This window comes from Streptomyces sp. NBC_00203, from assembly GCF_045206325.1.
GTDB classification, from domain to species: Bacteria; Actinomycetota; Actinomycetes; order Streptomycetales; family Streptomycetaceae; genus Streptomyces; species Streptomyces lutosisoli.
The window spans coordinates 916,312-936,209 of record NZ_CP108126.1 but is presented as its reverse complement, the minus strand read 5'-3'; the positions used below and the strand labels follow the sequence as shown (position 1 = coordinate 936,209).

Annotated in this window: 14 protein-coding genes; 3 read left to right on the top strand and 11 right to left on the bottom strand. The window is 72.4% G+C overall.

What is annotated here, in order from left to right; all coding sequences use genetic code 11:
* Nucleotides 1-9: 9 nt before the first annotated feature.
* Genes OG975_RS04520 through OG975_RS04510 form a run of 3 tightly spaced genes read right to left on the bottom strand, consistent with a single transcriptional unit; the run spans nucleotide 10 to nucleotide 2,909 of the window.
* Nucleotides 10-1,158 (bottom strand): nucleotide disphospho-sugar-binding domain-containing protein, encoded by a 1,149-nt coding sequence (locus tag OG975_RS04520; RefSeq protein WP_406327590.1) that lies wholly within the window; start codon nucleotides 1,156-1,158, stop codon nucleotides 10-12.
* A gap of 12 nt (nucleotides 1,159-1,170) precedes the next feature.
* Nucleotides 1,171-1,980, bottom strand: coding sequence for an ABC transporter permease (locus OG975_RS04515; RefSeq protein ID WP_406327589.1), 810 nt, complete (start codon nucleotides 1,978-1,980; stop codon nucleotides 1,171-1,173).
* Complete coding sequence (locus tag OG975_RS04510) at nucleotides 1,977-2,909, bottom strand: ATP-binding cassette domain-containing protein (RefSeq protein WP_406327588.1); 933 nt, start codon at nucleotides 2,907-2,909, stop codon at nucleotides 1,977-1,979. The genes OG975_RS04515 and OG975_RS04510 overlap by 4 nt, the downstream gene beginning before the upstream one ends.
* A gap of 232 nt (nucleotides 2,910-3,141) precedes the next feature.
* Here OG975_RS04510 and OG975_RS04505 point away from each other — a divergent pair, with 232 nt between their 5' ends.
* From OG975_RS04505 to rfbH, 3 genes are read left to right on the top strand one after another with little or no spacing between them, the layout of a single operon-like run.
* A complete protein-coding gene (locus OG975_RS04505; protein ID WP_406327586.1) occupies nucleotides 3,142-4,338 on the top strand; it encodes a nucleotide disphospho-sugar-binding domain-containing protein in 1,197 nt (398 codons plus the stop codon).
* Nucleotides 4,335-5,285, top strand: coding sequence for an NAD-dependent epimerase/dehydratase family protein (locus tag OG975_RS04500; protein ID WP_406327585.1), 951 nt, complete (start codon nucleotides 4,335-4,337; stop codon nucleotides 5,283-5,285). The genes OG975_RS04505 and OG975_RS04500 overlap by 4 nt, the downstream gene beginning before the upstream one ends.
* A gap of 4 nt (nucleotides 5,286-5,289) precedes the next feature.
* Entirely contained in the window at nucleotides 5,290-6,585 is a 1,296-nt protein-coding gene (gene rfbH, locus OG975_RS04495) for a lipopolysaccharide biosynthesis protein RfbH (protein WP_406327584.1), read from the top strand.
* A gap of 118 nt (nucleotides 6,586-6,703) precedes the next feature.
* On the opposite strand, the gene OG975_RS04490 is transcribed toward rfbH, so the two are convergent.
* From OG975_RS04490 to OG975_RS04455, 8 genes are all read right to left on the bottom strand, one after another.
* Nucleotides 6,704-7,858, bottom strand: a complete 1,155-nt coding sequence (locus OG975_RS04490) for an acyl-CoA dehydrogenase family protein (RefSeq protein ID WP_406327582.1) — start codon at nucleotides 7,856-7,858, stop codon at nucleotides 6,704-6,706.
* On the bottom strand, nucleotides 7,855-8,376 hold the full coding sequence (locus OG975_RS04485) for a flavin reductase family protein (RefSeq protein ID WP_406327580.1): 522 nt from the start codon (nucleotides 8,374-8,376) through the stop codon (nucleotides 7,855-7,857). The genes OG975_RS04490 and OG975_RS04485 overlap by 4 nt, the downstream gene beginning before the upstream one ends.
* Nucleotides 8,373-9,431 carry a Gfo/Idh/MocA family protein gene (locus tag OG975_RS04480; protein WP_406327579.1) on the bottom strand — a complete coding sequence of 353 codons (1,059 nt, stop codon included), beginning with the start codon at nucleotides 9,429-9,431 and terminating at the stop codon, nucleotides 8,373-8,375. The genes OG975_RS04485 and OG975_RS04480 overlap by 4 nt, the downstream gene beginning before the upstream one ends.
* A complete protein-coding gene (locus tag OG975_RS04475) occupies nucleotides 9,410-10,840 on the bottom strand; it encodes an NDP-hexose 2,3-dehydratase family protein (RefSeq protein WP_406327577.1) in 1,431 nt (476 codons plus the stop codon). Before OG975_RS04475 ends, OG975_RS04480 begins: the two co-directional genes overlap by 22 nt.
* A 3-nt stretch (nucleotides 10,841-10,843) precedes the next feature.
* Nucleotides 10,844-12,490: a (2,3-dihydroxybenzoyl)adenylate synthase gene (locus tag OG975_RS04470; RefSeq protein ID WP_406327575.1), complete on the bottom strand. Its 1,647-nt coding sequence runs from the start codon at nucleotides 12,488-12,490 to the stop codon at nucleotides 10,844-10,846.
* Nucleotides 12,487-17,715 carry a type I polyketide synthase gene (locus OG975_RS04465; protein WP_406327573.1) on the bottom strand — a complete coding sequence of 1,743 codons (5,229 nt, stop codon included), beginning with the start codon at nucleotides 17,713-17,715 and terminating at the stop codon, nucleotides 12,487-12,489. The genes OG975_RS04470 and OG975_RS04465 overlap by 4 nt, the downstream gene beginning before the upstream one ends.
* Nucleotides 17,700-18,710 carry a ketoacyl-ACP synthase III family protein gene (locus tag OG975_RS04460; protein WP_406327571.1) on the bottom strand — a complete coding sequence of 337 codons (1,011 nt, stop codon included), beginning with the start codon at nucleotides 18,708-18,710 and terminating at the stop codon, nucleotides 17,700-17,702. The genes OG975_RS04465 and OG975_RS04460 overlap by 16 nt, the downstream gene beginning before the upstream one ends.
* Nucleotides 18,711-18,785: 75 nt before the next feature.
* Nucleotides 18,786-19,829 (bottom strand): methyltransferase, encoded by a 1,044-nt coding sequence (locus OG975_RS04455; protein ID WP_381251606.1) that lies wholly within the window; start codon nucleotides 19,827-19,829, stop codon nucleotides 18,786-18,788.
* Nucleotides 19,830-19,898 lie beyond the last annotated feature (69 nt).

The window sequence follows — 19,898 nt, the reverse complement described above, 5'->3', positions numbered from 1 at the left end:
CGACACGCTTCAGCGGCCGACCGGTGCCGCCGCCAGCTCCGCGAGCAGCGGTACCACCGCGCTCGGCGCCGGGAGCCGGCGGATCTCGTCGGCCAGCGACTCGGCGGCTGAGCGATGCCCGGGAGTGGAGAGCAACGCCTCCAGCGTCGCCCCCAGCCCGTTTTCGGCGTCCTCACGCAGGGCCGAGTCCAGGTCGAGTACGACTCCGGCGCCGCGCGCCGCGACCCGCTCCCCGACAGCCGCCCATGACGGGTTGGGCTGGGCGAGGATCAGCTGCGGTACGCCCAACGCGAGGCCCGTCAGGGCGGTTCCGGCGCCGCCGTGGTGCAGCAGCGCGTCGCAGCCGCCCAGGAACAGGTCCAGCGGGACCGGTCCCGGTGCCCGCACGGACGCGGGCAGGGCGCCCGCATCCCGCGGGACGGCTGTGACGACCGACTCCAGGTCGCGGACGGCGGCCAGTTCACGGACCAGGGCGTCCCAGACCGCGGGCTGGGACAGCATCGGTGTCTCGCCGCCGAAGCTGACGCACAGGCGGCGGCCCGTGCGCGGCCGGGGGGCCCAACGGGGCGGTGAACCCGCCCCGTTGAAGGGCACGAACCGCACCGGCTGGGAGGCCGAGGCCTCCGGGCACTGCAGCGTCGGCGGGCACGGGTCGAGCACCATCGAGGGCAGCGCCGGACCGTCGTCGATGCCGCGCCCCGCCGCCACCTCCGCGAGCGCCTCGACGGCCCGCGGAATGGACTGGGAGCTGATGCGGTCCGGCCCCCAGCGGTGCACGACGGCCGGGACGCGCAGCGCCGCCGCCACGATCAGACCGCTGAACTCGATCGGATCCACCAGCACCAGATGGGGCCGCCATTGACGTGCGACGTCCAGATGCTCGTCCAGCACACCGTCGACCCGCTGCCGCCAGCGCTCCCGCAGCAGCGTCCAGTCCGGACCGGCACCCGGCAGCCCGGAGGGCGCCGCCGACCGCCGCACCCGCTTGCCCGGCGGCTCGCTCACCACGGCCCCCGACAGCCCGGCGGCCGCGGCGCGCTCCACCACCGGAGCACCACCGGCGACCAGGACCTCGTGCCCGGCCGCCCGCAGCGCCCAGGCGACCGGGACCATCGACAGCAGATGGCTCGGTACCAGTGCGACGATCAGCACCCTCATGCGTGAACTCCCTTACCGCTCGCGGTGGTAGGCGCGCAGAGCCAGCGGGGCGAAGACCACGAGGAGGACGGCCGAGGCGATCAGCGTCTTCGTCACGGGTTCACCCACCGGACCTCCGACCAGCAGACCGCGGATCGAATCGGCCAGCATGGACACCGGGTTGAGTTTGACGACCGCCTGCAACCACCCCGGCATGGTGTCCACCCGGACGAAGGCGTCGCTGATGAACGTCAACGGCAACATGAGGCCGAAGGCCAGTGCCTGCACGCTCTCGGGGTCCTTGGCGAGCAGTCCGGCGAGCACGGAGGCCCAGGACAGCGCGAACGAGAACGCCAGGAGAAGGAGGAACATCGGGATCAGCTGACCCCAGTTGGTCTCGATGCGGAAGCTCAGCAGCATCCCGAAGGCCAGCAGCAGGACCACCGACCACACCAGCATCACGTAGTCCGCCAGGATCCGGCCGATCAGCGGTGCCGTACGGGAGATCGGCAGGCTGCGGAACCGGTCGAAGAGGCCTTTGGTGACATCGGTGTTCATCCCGATCGCCGTCCGCGCGGTGACCAGGACGGTGCTCTGCACGATCAGCCCGGGGACAACGAACTGCAGATAGGCGTGGCGCGAGCCGGCCATCTGGCCGGCCAGGACGAAGGCGAAGAGGAAGACGAAGATCACGGGCTGGATGCCGACCTCCACCAGCGTCTCCGGGCTGTGCTTGATCTGCACGAGTTGCCGCCAGGCGACGGTCGCGCTCTGCCGCACGGCGGTGCCGGGGCCACGGCGCCGCACGGGCGGCGCCTGATCGGTGGTGGCGATGGCCGTCATACCGCTGCTCCTGTCACTGTCAGCTGCTTGAAGACCTCGTCGAGGCTCGGTTCCCGGACGGAGAGTTCGGCGACCTCGATCCCGGCGTCGTCGAGACGGCGTACGACCGCGGACAGCGCCGCGGTGTCCTGCACGCGCGCCTTGACCACCCGGCCGTCATGGGTGTGCTCGCCGATCACCTCGGTCACCAGCGCCGCCACTCGCTCCACCTGCGCGGCGTCCACCGGACGCACCTGCAGCGTGGGCCGGCCGACCTCGCGCTTCAGCGTTTCAGGGGTTCCTTGAGCCACGACGGAGCCCTGGTTGACGACCACGATGTCGTTGGCCAGCTGATCTGCTTCCTCCAGGTACTGCGTGGTCAGCAGCACCGTCACACCGCGCCGCACCTCGCCGCGGATGATCTCCCACAACTGGTCGCGGGCGTTGGGGTCCAGACCCGTGGTCGGTTCGTCCAGGAAGATCACCTGGGGCTCGCCCACCAGGCAGGCGGCCAGGTCCAGCCGCCTGCGCATACCGCCGGAGTAGGTCTTGGCGGTGCGGTCGGCCGCGTCGGACAGACCGAACCGGCCGAGCAGATTCAGCGCCGTACTGCGCGAATCGGCGCGGGACTTGCCCAGCAGCCGGGCCAGGAAGAGCAGGTTCTCGACGCCGGTGAGACTGTCGTCGACGGCCGCGAACTGGCCGGTGAGGCCGATGATCTCGCGGACCCGGTCCGGGGACTTGGCCACGTCGTGGCCATGGATGAAGGCCTGCCCGGCATCGGGCCGCAGCAGCGTGGCGAGGATACGGACAGCCGTGGTTTTGCCCGCGCCGTTGGGCCCGAGCAGCCCGAGCACGGTGCCCGCCTCGACCTCCAGGTCGACGGAGGTGAGCGCGGCCGTCTCACCGAAGCGTTTGGCCAGGCCGTGGGCCTGGATCGCGGATGTCACAGGATTCCCCTCTTCTCTCCTCCCGAACCGGACTGCCCGGTTCGGACGGGGTCGCTTGGATGCTAGGAACAGCCACTTCCATGTCGCTGACATGACGCTGATACGCATCCGGGCCGAGTGTGGGCGCCCGTCCTGGATCGACGTTCCAGCCCCGCTTGAGCCCCGCCGACGAAGCTGGCCAGGACATCAGGCGCCGACCGGGCGCCGCATGCTCCGGGCGAGGTGAGGGCGTATGCGCGTGCTGTTCACGACCTGGGCGGCACCGGGGCACTTGTTCCCGATGGTCCCGCTGGCGTGGGCGTTCCAGGCCGCCGGGCACGAGGTGCGGGTCGCGGGCCCGCCGGCCTGCCAGGACGCCATCACCCAGGCGGGACTGTGCGCCGTCGGCGTCGGCGACCAGGCCGCGATCGCCGCGCTGCCCAAGCCTCCCGAGCTCGCGGCCTGGGGCCGCCCGGCCCGCTGGCCCCATGGCTGGTCCGCCCACCTCGACCTGCTGGACGCCGGTCAGCGCCGGGTGATCCGCGCGCTGTACGAGAAGCAGTGCGCCGTCGCCGGCCTGATACTGGACGACCTGATCGACTTCGGCCGCTGGTGGCGGCCCGACCTGGTCGTCCACGACGTGCTCGCCATGGCCGGGCCGGTGCTCGCCGCCGTGCTCGGGGTGCCCGCGGTCGGCCACGGCTGGGAGATCGGCAGCACCCTGCACCCCCCGACCGGCGACGCGGACACCGAGCCACTGCCCGCCTACCTCGGCCTCTTCGAGCGGTACGCCGCCGATGTCACCGAGCCGGCCGGCTGGATCGACCCGTGCCCGCCCTCCCTGCGGCCCCCGGACGGACCGCCCGTACGGCGGCTGCCGATGCGGTGCGTGCCGTACAACGGCTCGGGCGGGCAGCCCGGTTGGCTCGCCGGACGCGACCGGCCGCGACGGGTGTGCGTGACCGCCGGAGTCGCCGGAGCGCGCTATCGCGACCCCGGTGGCCCGGACGTGCTCACCCTGACACTGGAATCGCTGGCCGCCGTCAGCGACGCCGAGATCGTGCTGGCGCCGAGCGGTCCCCTCGCGGAGGAAGGGCTGCCCGACCAGGTGCGCGTCGCGCGCGGAGTTCCGTTCCGCACGCTGCTGCCGACCTGCGACCTCGTCGTCCACCACGGCGGCGCGGGCACGGCGCTCACCGCGGTGGTCCTGGGCGTACCGCAGCTCGTCGTGCCGCCGTCCCCGATCTGCACCGAGATCGGGCACAGCGTCGCACGCGTCGGCGCGGGCACGATGCTCGACCGGCTCGACAGCACCGAGCTGCTGCTGAAGACGGCCACCGACATGCTGGCGGCACCCGACTCCTACCGGGAGGCCGCCGGGCGGGTGCGCTCGGAGACGGCGGCGCTGCCGTCCCCGAGCGCCCTGGCGGCGCGGCTCGCGGCGTCGTGACCGCGCCCGACGCCGTGCACGCCGTCGTCGTCGGCGGCAGCGGCTTCCTCGGGCGGCACATCTGCGCCGCCCTCACCGCCCGTGGTGCCCGCGTCCTGTCCGCCGCCCGCCGCCCCGCGCCGGGTGTTCCCTCGGCTCGGATCGACCTCGTCGGGGGAGCGCCGGCCGCCCTGGCCGACATACTTGTCGAGCACCGCGCGACGGTCGTGGTGAACGCCGCCGGAGCGGTCTGGGACTACGACGAGCGGGCCCTGGACACCTCCAACGTCGAGCTCGTGGAGCGGCTGCGCGACGCGGTGGCGAAGGTGCCGCACCGGGTGCGCGTGGTGCAGCTCGGCTCGGTCTTCGAGTACGAGCTGCCCGCGCCGGGACGGCACCTCACCGAGGAGGCGCCGGAGAACCCGGCGACCTCGTACGGCAGGAGCAAGCTCAAGGGCAGCCGGATCGTCCTCGACGCCACACGGGCGGGCCTGCTGGACGGGGTGGTGCTCCGTGCGACGAGCTGCGCGGGCCCCGGACTGCCGCGCTCCAGTCTGCTGGGCCGGGTCGCGGCTCAGCTCCGCGACGCGGCCGAGCGCGGCGAGCCCGCGGTGATCAGGCTCGCGCCGCTCACCGCCGAACGCGACTTCGTGGACTGCCGTGACCTCGCCGCCGCCGTGGCCGCCGCCGCGACCCTCCCCGCGGTCGGACGGACGGTGAACATCGGCAGTGGCACGGCCGTGAGCGTCCGCCGGCTGGTGGACCTGCTCGTCTCCGCGAGCGGAGTGCCCGCGACGGTCGTCGAGGAGGGCGCCGCCACCGGGCGCAGCGCCGGGGTCGACTGGCTCGCCGTGCACACCGGGCTTGCCGAGCGGCTGCTCGGCTGGCGCCCCCGGCACAGCCTGGCCTCGACGGTCCGGGCGATGTGGAGCGAGGCCATCACCAACGCCGAGGAAGGGCCTGACTGAGCCGATGGACATACGCAGCGCACTGCTGGAACTGACCCGTAAATTCCACCAGGAGCAGACCGAGGACAGCTTCGTCCCCGGCGAGACGGCGATCCTCACCTCGGGCGCGGTGCTCGACGAGGAGGACCGGGTCGCCTTCGTCGAAGCGGCTCTGGAGATGACGATCGCCGCCGGGTCGCGAGCCCGGACCTTCGAGAGCCGGTTCGCCCGCGCCATGAAGGTACGCAAGGCGCATCTGACCAACTCCGGTTCCTCGGCCAACCTCCTCGCGCTCAGCGCCCTCACCTCGCCGCAGCTGGAGGACGCCCGCCTGGTGCCCGGCGACGAGGTGATCACGGTGGCCACGGGCTTCCCGACGACCGTGAACCCGGTACTGCAGAACGGCCTGGTCCCGGTCTTCGTCGACATCGAACTGGGCACGTACAACACGACGCTGGAGCGGATCGAGGAGGCGATCGGGCCGCGCACCCGGGCCATCATGATCGCGCACGCGCTCGGCAACCCCTTCCCGGTGGCCGAGATCGCCGAACTCGCCTCCCGGCACGACCTGTTCCTCGTCGAGGACAACTGCGACGCGGTCGGCTCGTACTACCAGGGACGCCTCACCGGCACCTTCGGCGACCTGTCCACGGTCAGTTTCTATCCCGCCCACCACCTCACGATGGGTGAGGGCGGCTGCGTGCTGACCGGAAACCTGGCACTCGCGCGGATCGTCGAGTCGATGCGGGACTGGGGGCGCGACTGCTGGTGCGAACCCGGCGAGGACAACCGCTGTCTGCGCCGCTTCGACTACAGCTTCGGCACGCTGCCGCGGGGATACGACCACAAGTACGTGTTCTCGCACGTCGGTTACAACCTCAAGAGCACCGACGTACAGGCGGCGCTAGGCCTGAGCCAGCTGCGCCGGCTGGAGGAGTTCGGCGCGGCACGGCGGCGCAACTGGCAGCGGCTGCGCGAGGGGCTGCACGGTGTTCCCGGCCTGCTGCTGCCCGAGGCGACGCCCGGCAGCGACCCCAGCTGGTTCGGTTTCGTCCTCACCGTGCTGCCCGACGCGGCGTTCACCCGCAGCGCCCTGGTGACCTTCCTGGAGGACCGGAAGATCAGGACCCGCAGGCTCTTCGCGGGCAACCTCACCCGCCATCCCGCCTATGAGGGGCGGAACTTCCGGGTGGTCGGGGAGCTGACCAACAGCGATGTCACCACCGAGGCGACGTTCTGGATCGGTGTGTATCCCGGCATCACCCCGGAGATGGTCGACTACATGGTCGCGTCGATACGGGAGTTCGTGGCCGCGTCCTGACGAGGCGTACGGAGGAATCCCGGCGGGGCGTACGGAAAAATGGACAAGTCCCGGCGGGGCGTACGGAAAGAAGGGGGCGGCCGCGGGCCGCCCCCTCCCTTGTGCGCGCAGGCGCGCGTCACTCCTCGCCGAGCGCGTGCTTCGCCCACCCGTCGGCGTTCACGTCCGGCTGCAGCGCGGCGTGCCCCGCCATGCAGTGCACATCCCGCCACACGCGCTGGACCGGGCTGGACTGGGCCTGGCCCCGGGCGCCGCTCATCCTGAGCAGCCCGTTCACGGAGTCGAGAAGCAGGTCGACCGCGGTCGAGTAGTCGCGGGTGGCGCGCAGTGTCAGCGCGGGGGTGACCTCGGCGTCGTCGGCCTCCGCGGCCGCGCGGTCGACGATCAGCCGGGCCGCGTCCAGCCCGGCCGCCGCTCGGGCCAGCGTCAGGCGGACGCCGGGCCGGGAGCTGGTCCTTGCGCCGGTGATCTCGACACGGTTCGCCGTCCACTCCGTCCACGCGCCGAGCGCCCCCTCGACGGCACCGATCCCGGGGGCGACGAAGAACAGACCGTTGATCAACTTGAGCGGAACGCGGTGCAGGCGCGGGGCCGCGGGGTCCGGGTCGCCCATGAGCACCGAGCGGTGCTCGAAACTGCGGTGCGCGGGCACGAAGACGTCGTCGAGGACGACACTGTTGCTGCCGGTGCCGCGCAGCCCCACGTTGAGCCAGGTGTCGAGCACCCGGTAGTCGCTGCTGGGCAGCACGAAGTGGCGCAGTACGGGCGGGCCTTCCGTACCACGGACCAGGCCGCCCACCATCGTCCACTGCGCGTAGTCCACCCCGCTGGCGAAGTCCCATGTGCCGCTGAGCCGCCAGCCGCCCGGCACTTCGCGGACGGTTCCCGAAGGGGCCAGGGACCCCGCGAGCGGTACGTCCGGGCCGTCGCCCCACAGTTCCCGCTGCCCCTCCTCGGGCAGGTGCGAGCACATGCGCCCCACGGCCGCGAGCACCCCGCCGCACCACGCGGCCGACATGCAGCCGGCGCCCACCACGGCGAGCGCCCGCGCGAGATCCCGCATCGCGCCCGGAGCGGCGGCCGTGCCGCCCCATTGCGGGCCCACCAGATGGCGCGCGAATCCGGCGCTCACCAACGCCTCCGCGACAGGCGGCGAGAGCCGGTTCGCGGAGTCGGCGGCGGCCGCGGACTCGGCGGCCAGCTCGGCCACCTTGCCCGCGGCCGCCGCGAGACCGGTGTCCGCCGGGGGAGTGCCCGGCATCGCGTTCGTCATGGGGTGTCCGCCTCTCTGTGATGGGTCGCGGTCCGCAGGCCGTGGAACGCCCGGGCGAAATAGACCAGTGGCGCGCCCGCGAAGACCTCGCAGCGGCGCACCAGGCCGATCAGGATCACATGGTCACCGGCGTCGATCCGGCGCTCCAGCGCGCACTCGACCCGGGCCAGCACGCCGTCCAGCAGCGGCACTCCGCCCAGGCCCTCGGAGGCCGGCAGGCCGTCGTACTTGTCGATGTTCTTGGTGGCGAACCGCTGCGCCAGGTGCGCCTGGTCCTCGTTCAGCAGATGCACGGCCATCACCTCGGCCGATGCGAAAGCCGGGTGGCAGTCGGCCGCGCGGTCCAGACAGACCAGCACCATGGGCGGGTCCATGGACAGCGAGGAGAAGGCCGTCGCGGTGAACCCGCGCCGTGCCCCGGCCCTGTCCACCGTGGTCACGACGGCGACCCCGCTGGGCCACCGGGACAGCATGTCGCGCAGCACGGTCCGGTCGACGCCGGTGGACGCGGTGGTCATGGCGGACTTCCCGGACGAGGGCGGGTGGCCGCGCGGGCGGCGTCGACCGTCTCCGCCTGCCGTACGGCCGCCGTGCGTACGGCATCGACCAGCTCCGCCTGCCGTACGGCCGCCACGCGCTGCGTCGTTGGATCCCCGTCGCCGCGGACCAGGGCCGCGAACCGGGCGGCGATGTTGGCGAACTGGTCATCGGCCGGCAGTGTCAACTCCTCGACGCGGTCCTGCCGTTCGACCCGCAGCACCGGACGGTGTTCCGGGGGCGGTGTGAAGGCCCGGTCGAGAACGATCCGCCCGGCGCTGCCCCACAGGGTGTACGCCGACCGGTAGGAATGACGGAAGCCGAAGGAGACATGAGAGGTGACCCCGCTGTCGCCGCGCAGCAGCGCGTCGCCGCCGACGTCGACCCCGGTCGCGGCGTCGGCCGCAAGTGTCGCGCCGGCCACCGACAGCGCGCCGCCCAGCAGGAGTTGGGTGACCCGCAGCGTATAGACGCCCGCGTCGAGCAGCGCGCCTCCGCCCAGTTCCGGACGGTGGCGGATGTCCTGGGCGGGCAGTGGCGGGAACCCGAACTCGGCGGTCATCCCGCGCAGTTCGCCGATCTCACCGCGCTCCAGAAGAGCGGTGACGGTGGCGTGCTGGGAGTGGTGGAGGAACATGAAGCTCTCCATCAGCACCAGCCGGCCCTCCTCGGCGAGGCCCGCGAGGTCCCGCGCCTCCTGTGCCGCGGTGACCATCGGCTTCTCGACCAGCGCGTGCTTGCCGGCCTTCAGCGCCCGCGCCGTCCACGGCGCGTGCAGCGCGGGGGGCAGTGGAACGTACACCGCGGCGATGTCGTCGCGCTCCAGGAGCCGTTCGTAGCCGTGCACCGGATCCGCGCCGAACCGCGCCGCCGCCGTCTGGGCGCGCGCCCGGTCCCGGCTCGCGACCGCGGCGATGCGGACCGCCGGGGTCCGTGCCATCGCGGGCAGCATGCGGCGCATGGCGATGCCGCCGCACCCGAGGACCCCGATCCGCAGCGGTGCCACGCGCCCGGTCACCACAGGCTGTGCAGACATGCGACGAGACTGCGCGCCTGGACGTTGAGGTAGTGACTGTGCCGGAGCAGCCCCGTCACCTGATGCAGCGTCAGCCACCGGTATCCCTCGGGTTCTTCGACGGGGAAGTCCTCCTCGACCTCGATCACCGTGTAGCGGCACTCGGCGTGGTGGAAGCGGCCGCCCTCCTCGGACTGCACCGCGTCGAAACGCACCCGCTCCCGGGGGACGCCGGTGACGTAGTCCAGGAAGCGCGGGCGGTGGTCGTCCGGCAGGCCCCGGTAGTTGTCCGGCGTGCACTGAACGCTGGGGGCCAGTTCGATGCCGTGCGGGAAGCCGGCCTCGGGACGGGCGTGCAGCAGGACGTGGACCACTCCGCCGATGTTCCGCACCAGCAGCGCCGCCAGGCCGACGCCGTGCGGGGCCAGCAGCGGCTGCGTCCAGCTGAGCACCTCGCGGCTGCCGGCCGTCACCCGGGCGCCGATGATCGAGAAGTGCCGTCCCTCGGCGTGGCTGATCGTGTCCGCGGTGCGGTGCCAGCCCTCGACCCGGTTCAACGGAAGGCGTTCGGTGCGCAGTTCGTGGCGGGCCGTGGTGTCCGTGAACCAGCTCAGCACCGACCGTGTGGGGTGCAAGGACCCCTCCTCCGGCGCCATCGAGCGGCGCAGGCCCGCGTGGAACTCCCCGTGCGGACCCGGCGGCGGGGCCCCCGTCGGGCGGGCGAACGGCACGCAGGACAACACGGTCCTGGCGTCCATGTTCACCATGTTGTCCAGCCGCAGGAGTTCCTGGATGTCGCCGATCGTCATCCAGCGGTAGTCGGGGTGCGGCGGGACGTCCTCGGTCGTCTCGACCACGATGTTGCGGTTGCGCTTGCCGAGGAACCAGGACCCCTGCTCGGACTGGAGGACGTCGACGAGCACGTCCGCCCGCCCGGGATCGGTGAAGTACTCCAGATACCGCACACTCGAACCGCGGTGCACCCGCTTCTGGTTGCTCCGGGTGGCCTGCACGGTCGGCGACAGCTGGACGACGTTGATGTTGCCGGGCTCCATCTTGGCCTGCATCAGACAGTGCAGCACGCCGTCGATCTCTTTGACGAGGAAGCCGAGCATGCCGATCTCGGGCTGGTTGATGATGGGCTGGTCCCAGCGCGGCACCTTTCCGTAGTCGGTGTGCACCCGATGGCCCTCGACCGTGAAGAACCGGCCGCTGCGGTGGCCGAGATTGCCGGTGTCCGCCTGGAAGGACCACTCCTGGAGCTCCGCGAAGGGGACCTGGACGACCTCGAAGGTGTGCGCGTCCCTGCGCGCGGTCAGCCATGCGAGCGCGGCCTTGACCGACGCGCGGTCCTCCGCGGCCGATCCCGACTCGGTGAAGCGTGCGGACGGGCCGGGCCCGTCCGGGGTGAGGATGCGGTCAACGGTCATGGGTCACCTCACCGTCGTGGTGACGAGCAGGTCCCGCAGCACCTTCTTGTCGGGCTTGCCGACGGGTGTGTGCGGCAGGTCGGGCAGGACCTCCAGACGCTCGGGGATCTTGAAGGCGGCGAGGCCGCGTGCGGTGAGCGCCGCGGCCACGTCCTCCAGGGCGAGCGTGCGGCCCTCGTGGAGGCGGACGAACAGACAGACCCGTTCGCCGACTTCGGGATCCGGGGCCGGCACCGCGGCCACCTCGGCGACCTGCGGCATCTCCTGCACCAGGGTCTCGATCTCGCCGGCCGCGATCTTCTCGCCGCCCCGGTTGATCAGGTCCTTGACCCGGCCGCAGACCACCACATGGCCCTGCGGGGTGATCCGTACCTGATCGCCGGTGCGGTACCAGCCGTCGGGAGTGAACGAGAGGACGTTCTGGTCGGGCACGCCGTAGTAGCCGCGCGGGGTGTAGGGGCCCCGGGTGAGCAACTCGCCGATCGCCCCGGGGCGTACGGGCGTGCCGTCCGCGTCGACGACGAGCAGTTCGTCGTACGGGCTGATCGGGGCGCCCTGGGTGCCGTGCGCGACCTCGTCCGGCGCGTCCGGGTCGGTGTAGCAGATGAGGCCCTCGGCCATCCCGTACACCTGCTGGATCCGGCAGCCCAGGGCGGGCCCGATGCGGGCGGCCAGTTCTGGTGAGAGCACCGATCCGCCGATGTGCACATGGCGCAGACTCGACAGGTCGCGCCCGCATGTGGCCGCGGCCTCCGTCCACTTGAGTGCCACCGCCGGGACCGCCGACGTGGTGGTGACGCCGTCCCGCTCGATCGCCTCGAACACCGCCTCGGGCCGCGGTGAGGGCAGCAGCACCACACGGCCGCCGACCGAGAGGGTGCCGAGGATCCCGGGGCTGGCGAGAGGGTAGTTGTGCCCGGCGGGCAGGACCGTGAGGTACACGGTCTCCGGGTTAAGGGCACAGGCGGCCGCGGACCGCCGGATGTTGTACTCGTAGTCGTTGTGTGTCCGGCTGATCACCTTCGGCAGGCCGGTGGTGCCGCCGGAGAGCAGGAACAGGGCCACGTCCGTGGCGTCCGGAGCCGCGTCGTCCAGCCTCCCGCGCCGCGCGGCCGTGTCGGCGTCCGGCCTCAGCAGCGCGCGCACGTCGACGTTGCCGGGCTGTACGTCGTCGCCGACGACCAGGATCAAGGGCGTGCCGGGCAGCTTGTCGGCGACCCGGCGGGCGAGATCCTGGTGGTCGTAGCCCCGCCAGTCGTCCGGCACGATGAGGGCCTTGGCGTCCACATGGGCGCCGATCGAGGCCAGTTCGTACTCGCGGTGCGGCGGCAGCATCATCACCGGAGCCACCCCGAGCCGGAAGCAGGCCAGGGTGACGACGACGAACTCCCAGCAGTTGGGCAGTTGGACGAGCACCGTGTCGCCGCCGGCCAGCCCCTGGCCCGCGAGCCGCTCCGCCAGTGCGTCCGCCGAGGCGGCCAGCTCCGCGTAGCCGAGCCGGTGGTCGCCGTCGACGACCGCTGTCCGGTCGGCCCAGGCGTCGGCCCAGTCCCACATCAGCGAACCCAGCGGCCGGCCGCGCCAGCAGTCCGCCTCCGTATAGCGGCGCGCCATGTCAGCGGGCCAGGGCACGAACCCTTCGCGCTTCACCGTGTGCTCCCTTCGTCTTCCCGGGCGGGGTCGGGGGTGTCGACGCGCTGTGCCAGCAGGTCGGCGACCGCGTGGACGGTGGGGCGGTCCCAGAAGAGCGTCGCGGGCAGCGGCATCCTGAACTGCCGTTCGAGACCGCGCCGGATGCGCACCGTCATCACCGAGTCGAGGCCCATCTCGGCCAGCGCCCGGTGCGGATCCACCTCGGACGCGGCCAGCCGGGTCTCGGCGGCGACCTGCCGGCGCACCTCGGAGGTGAGGAAGGTGCGCAGCTCGTCGCCCGCGAGACCGGCCCAGGGGGCCTCGGTCTCCTCCACGTCCTGGCCCTCCGGTGCGTCGGACGGCAGCTCGCTCAGCAAGGGCGGCCGCCGCTGCCCGGGTTCCAGGGGGAGCGTGCGCAGCACGGCCGCGTATCCGAGGCCGTAGCGCTCGGCCAGCTCCCAGGAGGCGAACGCCTCGACCGCGGTGACATCGGCGGTACCGTGCGCGGCCAGCTCGGCGTCGATGACCTCCGACGAGGTGGACATGCCCAGGCCCCGCCACGACGTCCAGCCGAAACTGACCGTGCCGTTGTCCCCGGCGGCCCGCCGGTGGGCCGCGAGCGCGTCGAGGAACGCGTTGCCCGCCGCATAGCTGGACTGCCCGGGCAGGCCGAGCAGTTGGCCGCAGGACGAGAACAGCACGAGGAAGTCGAGGCTGCCGGGCGGGAAGAGGCCGTGCAGCACCCAGGCACCCTCGGCCTTGGGCCGCAGCACCATGCGCAGCGAGTCCTCGTCGAGGGAGCGCAGCGGACCGTCGTCGAGGACACCGGCCGCGTGCACGACACCGCGGATGGGCGGCAGCCCGAGCGCGGTCGGCGAGAGCAGCTTCTCCGCGGCGTCCGCGTCCGAGACGTCCAGCGCCACCGTGACGACCGTGGTCCCCAGCCGCTCGATGGACCTGACGGCCTCCACCTGGGCCAGCACACGCGGATCGGTGATCTCGTCCCACTGGTCCCGCGGCGGCAGCGACCGCCGCCCGGACAGTACGATCCGGCGCGCGCCGCGCCCGGCCAGCCAGTGCGCCACCTCCAGACCGAGGGCGCCGAGCCCGCCCGTGACCAGATAGGTGCCGTCCGGGCGGCAGGTCATCGGCGGCCGGACCGGCTCGCCCTCCAGCAGCGCGAGCCGCGCCATTTCGGGGCGGCCGTCACGTACGGCCAGGATGTCCTCGCCGTGCGCGGTGCCGAGGAGGTCGACCAGCCCGGCGATGTCCCGGGGCGAGGACCCGATGTCCACGATTCCGCCCCACAGGTCCGGGTGCTCACCGGCGATGATGCGGCCCAGACCCCACAGCGGCCCATGGGCGAGGGAGGCTTCGGCCGTGCTCTCGCGTACGCCCTGGGTCACACACCACAGCCGGGGCGGGCGCGGGGCACGGGCCAGCCGCCGCGCGGTCCGCGCGAGCAGCCAGGAAGCCCGCAGCGACGCCTTGCCGACCGGTTCGTCCGGCAGGCCCGGGGCCGGCACGACCACGACCGTGTGGTCGTCCGAGAGCTCGCCCTCCCGCAGTTCCTCGGGGGCCGCGGCGATCCGGTGCGGTACCGATTCGGCGACCAGCCGGCGGCTCAGCCGCTTCACCAGGTCGCGGTCGTCACCGACGAGGACCACGGTCGGGTGCGCACCGGGGTCCTGCTGCGGCAGCGGTTGCCACCGCATGCGGTGGACGAGCCTGCGAGGGCCGGCGGCGGAGCCCATCTCACCCTCCAGCAGCCCGTACCGCAGTCCGGTGAGCCGGCCCACGAGGGTGCCGCCGCTGTCCTGGATCTCCACGTCGACGACGTCCTCGCCGCCGAGGCGTACGGTGATCCGGGCCCGGGCCGGGCACGGTCCTTCGAGGGCGACCCGCTTGATGTGCGCCGGCATACGCAGCACGGGCGGGCCGGGGAACACCACGGACGCGGTGGACAGCGCGGCGTCCAGGACCGAGGCCCAGGTCCCGGGCGGCTCGTCCGACTCGGGATACGCGCGGACCGTGGCCACCAACGTGCCCTCGCCGCACCGGAGTTCGGTGATCCGCCAGGGGAAGCCCATGGCGGCGACGCCGAGTTCCGCGAGCCGGTCCACCACATGCCCGGTGGGCAGCGCGTCGGGGGCGGCGACCGGTGATGCCTCGCCGAGCCCGCTGTGCGGCTCGATGTTCGCCGTGGTGTGGGTGATCAGGCCCTTGTCGTCGCCGGGTTCCCCGACGATGCGGGAGGTGAGCCGGATCGTGCCGTCCTGCGTGACGACCTGGACCTCGCGCGGCTGCGACACCGACACCGGTACCCGCAGGGCCACATCGCTGAGATCCGGCAGGCTCCCGCCGGTGGCAGCGGCGCCGAGGAAGGTGTTGAGCAGGACCGCGGCCGGGATGATCTCCACCTCACGGACCGGATGGTCGCCCGGATAGGGACGGCTGTCCCGGTCGAGATACGTCCGCCAGGCCTGCGCCGGGGTCGTCCCGGCGAAGGTGGTGCGGCCGCCCAGCAAGGTGTGACCGGCGACGTCGTGACGGTCGGCGGCGGACGAGCGGGGCGGCGGCTCCTCCAGCCAGTACGGTTTGCGCTGCCAGGCGATGACCGGCAGTTCGGCGGGAGTGGTGGCGGGCCAGGAGCACGACCAGTCCACGGCGGCCCCATGGCAGTACAGCTGGCCCAGATTGGCCAGCAGCGTCTCGCGCTCGGGACGGCGGCGGCGCAGCGAGTGCGTGACGAAGGCGTTCTCGATGCCCAGGTGGTCCAGCGTCTCGTTGACCGAGTGCTCGACCACGGGGTGCGGCGACACTTCGAGGAACAGCCGATAGCCGTCCTCGACGGCCGCCGCGACGCCCTGGGCGAACCGGACCCGGCCGCCGAGGTTGGCCGCCCAGTAGCGTCCGTCGCGCGGTGCGGTGTCCCGGGGATCGTCCAGGGCCGTGCCGTAGACGGGGAGCACGGCGTGGGACGGCGCGAGGTCGGCCGCCGCCGCTGCGAGATCGTCCAGCAGGGGATCCATCTGCGGACTGTGGAATGCCACGTCCGAGTCGATCGTGCGGACCGCGATCCCGTCGGCGCGCCACCGCTCGCCGACCTCCGCGACCGCGGGAATGTCCCCGGAGATCACGGTGGAGCCCGGCGACGCGGTGATCGCCACGGTCACGTCCCGGCGGTCGCCCAGCCGGAGTTCGGCCTCCTCGGCGGTCAGGCCCACCATCGCCATGGCGCCCCGCCCGGCCACCCGGCGCAGCAGCAGCGAACGCCGGCACACCAGCCGGGCGCCCTGTTCCAGGGTGAGCATCCCGGCGGTCACGGCGGCGGCGATCTCACCGACCGAGTGGCCGAGGACCGCGTCGGGGCGCAGCCCCCGCGACCGCCAGAGGGCGCTCAGCGCCGACTGCACGGCGAATATCAGCGGCTGCACCACGTCGACGGGCTGCGGGGCGTCGTCGAGGAGCGCCGCCCGGGGGGACACGCCCATCTCCTCCAGGAAGACGGGCTCCAGCCGGTCGATGACCTCCGCGAACACCGGCTCGTCGGCGAGGAGTTCGCGCCCCATGCCGGTCCACTGCGAGCCGTGCCCGGAGAACACCCAGACCAGACCGCGCCCGGCGGCCGGCAGCACCGATCCGGTGCTCAGGCCCGGCGCGCTGCCCGTCTGCGCGAACTCCCGGAGCTGGTGGGCGAGTTGCGTCCGGTCGGCGGCCACCACGGCGGCCCGGTGCGAGAGATGGGAGCGCCGCCGGGCCAGGGTGCCGCCGACCTCGGCGGTCGCTGCGGGGGCGTCGTCGAGCCGCTGGGCGAGCCTGCCCGCGTACTCCCGTACCGCCGCGTCGCTCGCGCCCGACAAGGGATACACCGCGGGCCCCGTGTCCCGGTCCGCGGCCGACTCGTCGTCCCGTCCCGGGTCCGGGAGCCCGGCGTCCGGCGCCTGCTCCAGGACGACGTGCGCGATCGTGCCGCCGTAGCCGTACCCGGAGACCCCCGCCCGCCGGGGACCGCCCGTCCCGGGCCAGGGGGTCGGCTCGGTGACCACCCGAAGACCCGAAGTCTCCCAAGGGATCGCGGGGTTGGGCTCGACGAAGTTGAGGCTGGGCGGGATCTCCGCGTGCCGGAGCGCGAGAACGGCCTTGATCACCCCGGCGACGCCCGCGCCCGCCTCCAGATGACCGATGTTCGGCTTCACGGACCCGATCAGACAGGGCTGTTCGCTCGGCCGGCCCGCACCGAAGACCGAGGCCATCGCCCCCGCCTCCAGCGGGTCGCCCGCGCGGGTGCCCGTACCGTGGGCCTCGACATAGCCGACCGTGGCCGGGTCGAGACCGGCGCTCTCGTACGCCCGGCGCATCAGATGGGCCTGCGCCTCGCCGTTGGGCGCCATGATGCCGCTGGTCTTTCCGTCCTGCTGCACGGCGCTGCCCCGGATCAGGGCGAGGATCCGGTCGCCGTCCCGCCGGGCGTCCGACAGCCGTTTGAGGACGACGATGCCGCCGCCCTCGCCCCGGCCGTATCCGTCGCCGCTCGCGTCGAACGACTTGCACCGCCCGTCGGGAGCCGTCGCCCCCGCCGCGTCGAGCACCAGCGACAGTCCGGGCGAGGCCATCACCAGCACACCGCCCGCCAGCGCCACCGGGCACTCGCCGGCCCGCAGGCTCTGCACCGCCAGGTGCACGGACACCAGGGACGACGAGCACGCCGTGTCGACGGCGACGCTCGGACCGCGCAGATCGAGCACGTACGAGACCCGGTTGGCGACCCCGCAGTAGGCGCCGCCGATACCGGTCCAGGCCTCGATGCGCGGCAGGTCCTCCAGCATCCGACGCCCGTAGTCGTCCGAGCCGACGCCCATGAACACCCCGGTGTCGCTGCCCGCGAGATCGCGCGGCGGGATGCCCGCGTGCTCCAGCGCCTCCCAGGACAGCTCCAGGACGATCCGCTGCTGCGGGTCCATCAACGCGGCCTCGCGCGGGGTCACTTCGAAGAAGTCGGCGTCGAACCCCTTGATGTCGTCGAGGAACGCGCCGTACCGGGTCACGCCGTTCACCGCTGCCGCGTTCTCCCGGTCGAGGGAGCCGTACCACTCCCAGCGGTCGGCGGGTACCTCGCCGATGGCGTCCCGGCCCTCGCCGAGCATCGACCAGAACGCCTCCGGAGAGTCGACGCCTCCGGCGAACCGGCACGCCATGCCCACCACGGCGATGGGTTCGGGCGCCGTCATGACCCTGTCCATGACGGCACCTCGGTGATCTCGAACATCGCGCCCGCCACTGTCATGCCCGGGCCCAGCCCGTACATCAGATAGTGGTCGCCCGGCTTGAGCCTGCCGTCCAGCAGCAGCCGGTCGAGCGCGACGAGCTGGTCGCTGACCCCCAGGTGCCCGATGTCGCGGCCCACCTCCCAGGTGGTGCGCTCCGCCGGCAGACCGAGCAGCGGCAGCAGCCGCTTCTCGATCGTGGTGCGCGAGGTGTTCATATAGCTCAGGTAGGTGACGTCCTCGACGCCGAGCCCGGTCGCGGCCGTCCACCGGTCGTAGAGGTCCTGGTGGGCCTTCATCAGCAGCGGCCGCATCTGCTCGCCCTCGTGCTTGAGGAAGTGCTGGTTGCGTTCGGAGAAGTCGAGCGTGCGCCCGATGGTGGCGCCCGGCGGGAACATCGGCTCGCCGCTGCGGTGCATCGCCTCCAGATCGGGTACGGCGATGCAGTCGACCCACAGCAGCTTGGCGAAGCCGGGCTCCTTGTCCAGCAGCAGCGCGCTCGCGCCGTCGCCGACGAGCATGCCGCCGCCGGTGGCCCGCCAGCGGTCGATCAGCGGAGTGCCGAAGTTCTCCGCGCCGAGCAGCAGCGCCTGCGTCGACCCCGGATTGCCGCGCAGGAAGCCGGAGGCGAGCTGCAGTCCGCTGAACAGCCCGGTGCAGCCGTGCCGGAGCTCCACCGCGAGGGCCTCGCCCCCCAGATGGCGTTGCACATACGACTGCGGGCCCCAGCCGTCCGGGCCCTGGTGCCACACACTGGCGTACAGCATCAGGTCGACGTCCGACGGCCGAGTGCCGGAGCGTTCGAACAGCTGGCGGGCCGCCCGCACCGCGAGTTCCGGGGCGGGCACGTCACCGGCGACCCGAACGCCCGTCAGCTCGCCGTCGGCGACGTCCTCGGCCTCCAGACGGCCCTGGGCCACGGCCTGCGCGGTGCTCACCGGCTCCGGCAGGTGCACCCCGAGAGACCTCACGTACAGGTCTTGTCCTTGCACTGAACTCTCCTTCTCCTGTGAGCCCATGGGCCGCCGTCGGCCCGCGGGGTGCGCCTACTTGTGCCCGACGGCCAGGCAGTGGCTGAACCCGAGGCCGTCGTAGCGCTCGACCCGGGAGAAGCCGGCGTCGCGGATGGCCTTGTCCATGTCCTGGGGGGCGTACGTCATGCCCTCGCCGGAGGCGAGCGCGAGGAAGTACGGCGAGACCAGGCCGCCGCTCATCGAGCCGGTGCCCTCGTCGTTCGAGACGAAGTTGTAGACCAGGCACACACCGCCGGGCGGCAGGGCCTCGTAGCACTTGCGCAGCAGCTCGGTGTTCCGCTCCAGCGACCAGATCTCGAAGATGTGGAAGAACATGATCGCGTCGGCGCCCTCGGGCAGCGCGTCGGTGAACAGGTCGCCCGGGTGGAAGTGCACACGCTTGCTCAGTTCGGCGTCCTCGGTGCGCTGGGCCGCGATCCGCGTGACGCTCTCCTGGTCGAAGACCGTCACCTCCAAGTGCGGATAGCGGCGGGCCAGTTCGATGCTGTTGGTGCCGTCACCGCCGCCGATGTCGATGACATGGCGCACACCCGAGAAGTCGTACCGGTCGAGGATCTGCGCGAATGCCTTCTTCGAGGCGTCGCCCATGTTCCGGTAGAACACCTCCTGCAGTTCCGGGTGGGCCGTGAGGCGCTCGTACAACGTGGTGCCCGGGCCCTCGATGTGGCGCAGGCCCACATTGGTGTTCTGCCGCATCGACTCGGCGAAATCGACGAGCGACTGGTTGATGATGTCGGCCTGGATGTCCACCAGCGGACCCAGGAAACGCGGGCTCGACCTGAGCAGCTTGCGCCGCACCATCTCGCTGTTGACGTACTTGTCGTCCTTCTTGTCCAGCAGTCGCAGCGAGGCGAGCCCGAGGAGCAGGATGCGGGCGGGCTGCGGCTCGACGCCGATGGCCTCCGCGACCTCCTCGATGTCCATGCCCTCGGCCGCCTCCAGCCGCTCGAACAGGTCGAACTCCAGCCCCGTCCGCAGAAGCTCGAACGCGGTCGTGCCGTGAATGATGATCCGGAGGTAGTCGGCTTCCGTGACGGTGATGGTGCCGCTGGCCATGGATGTCCCTTCCGACGCGTGGAAGGCGAGCGGGCGCTCGCGGGGCACACCGTCGCAAGGGGCTCTAGC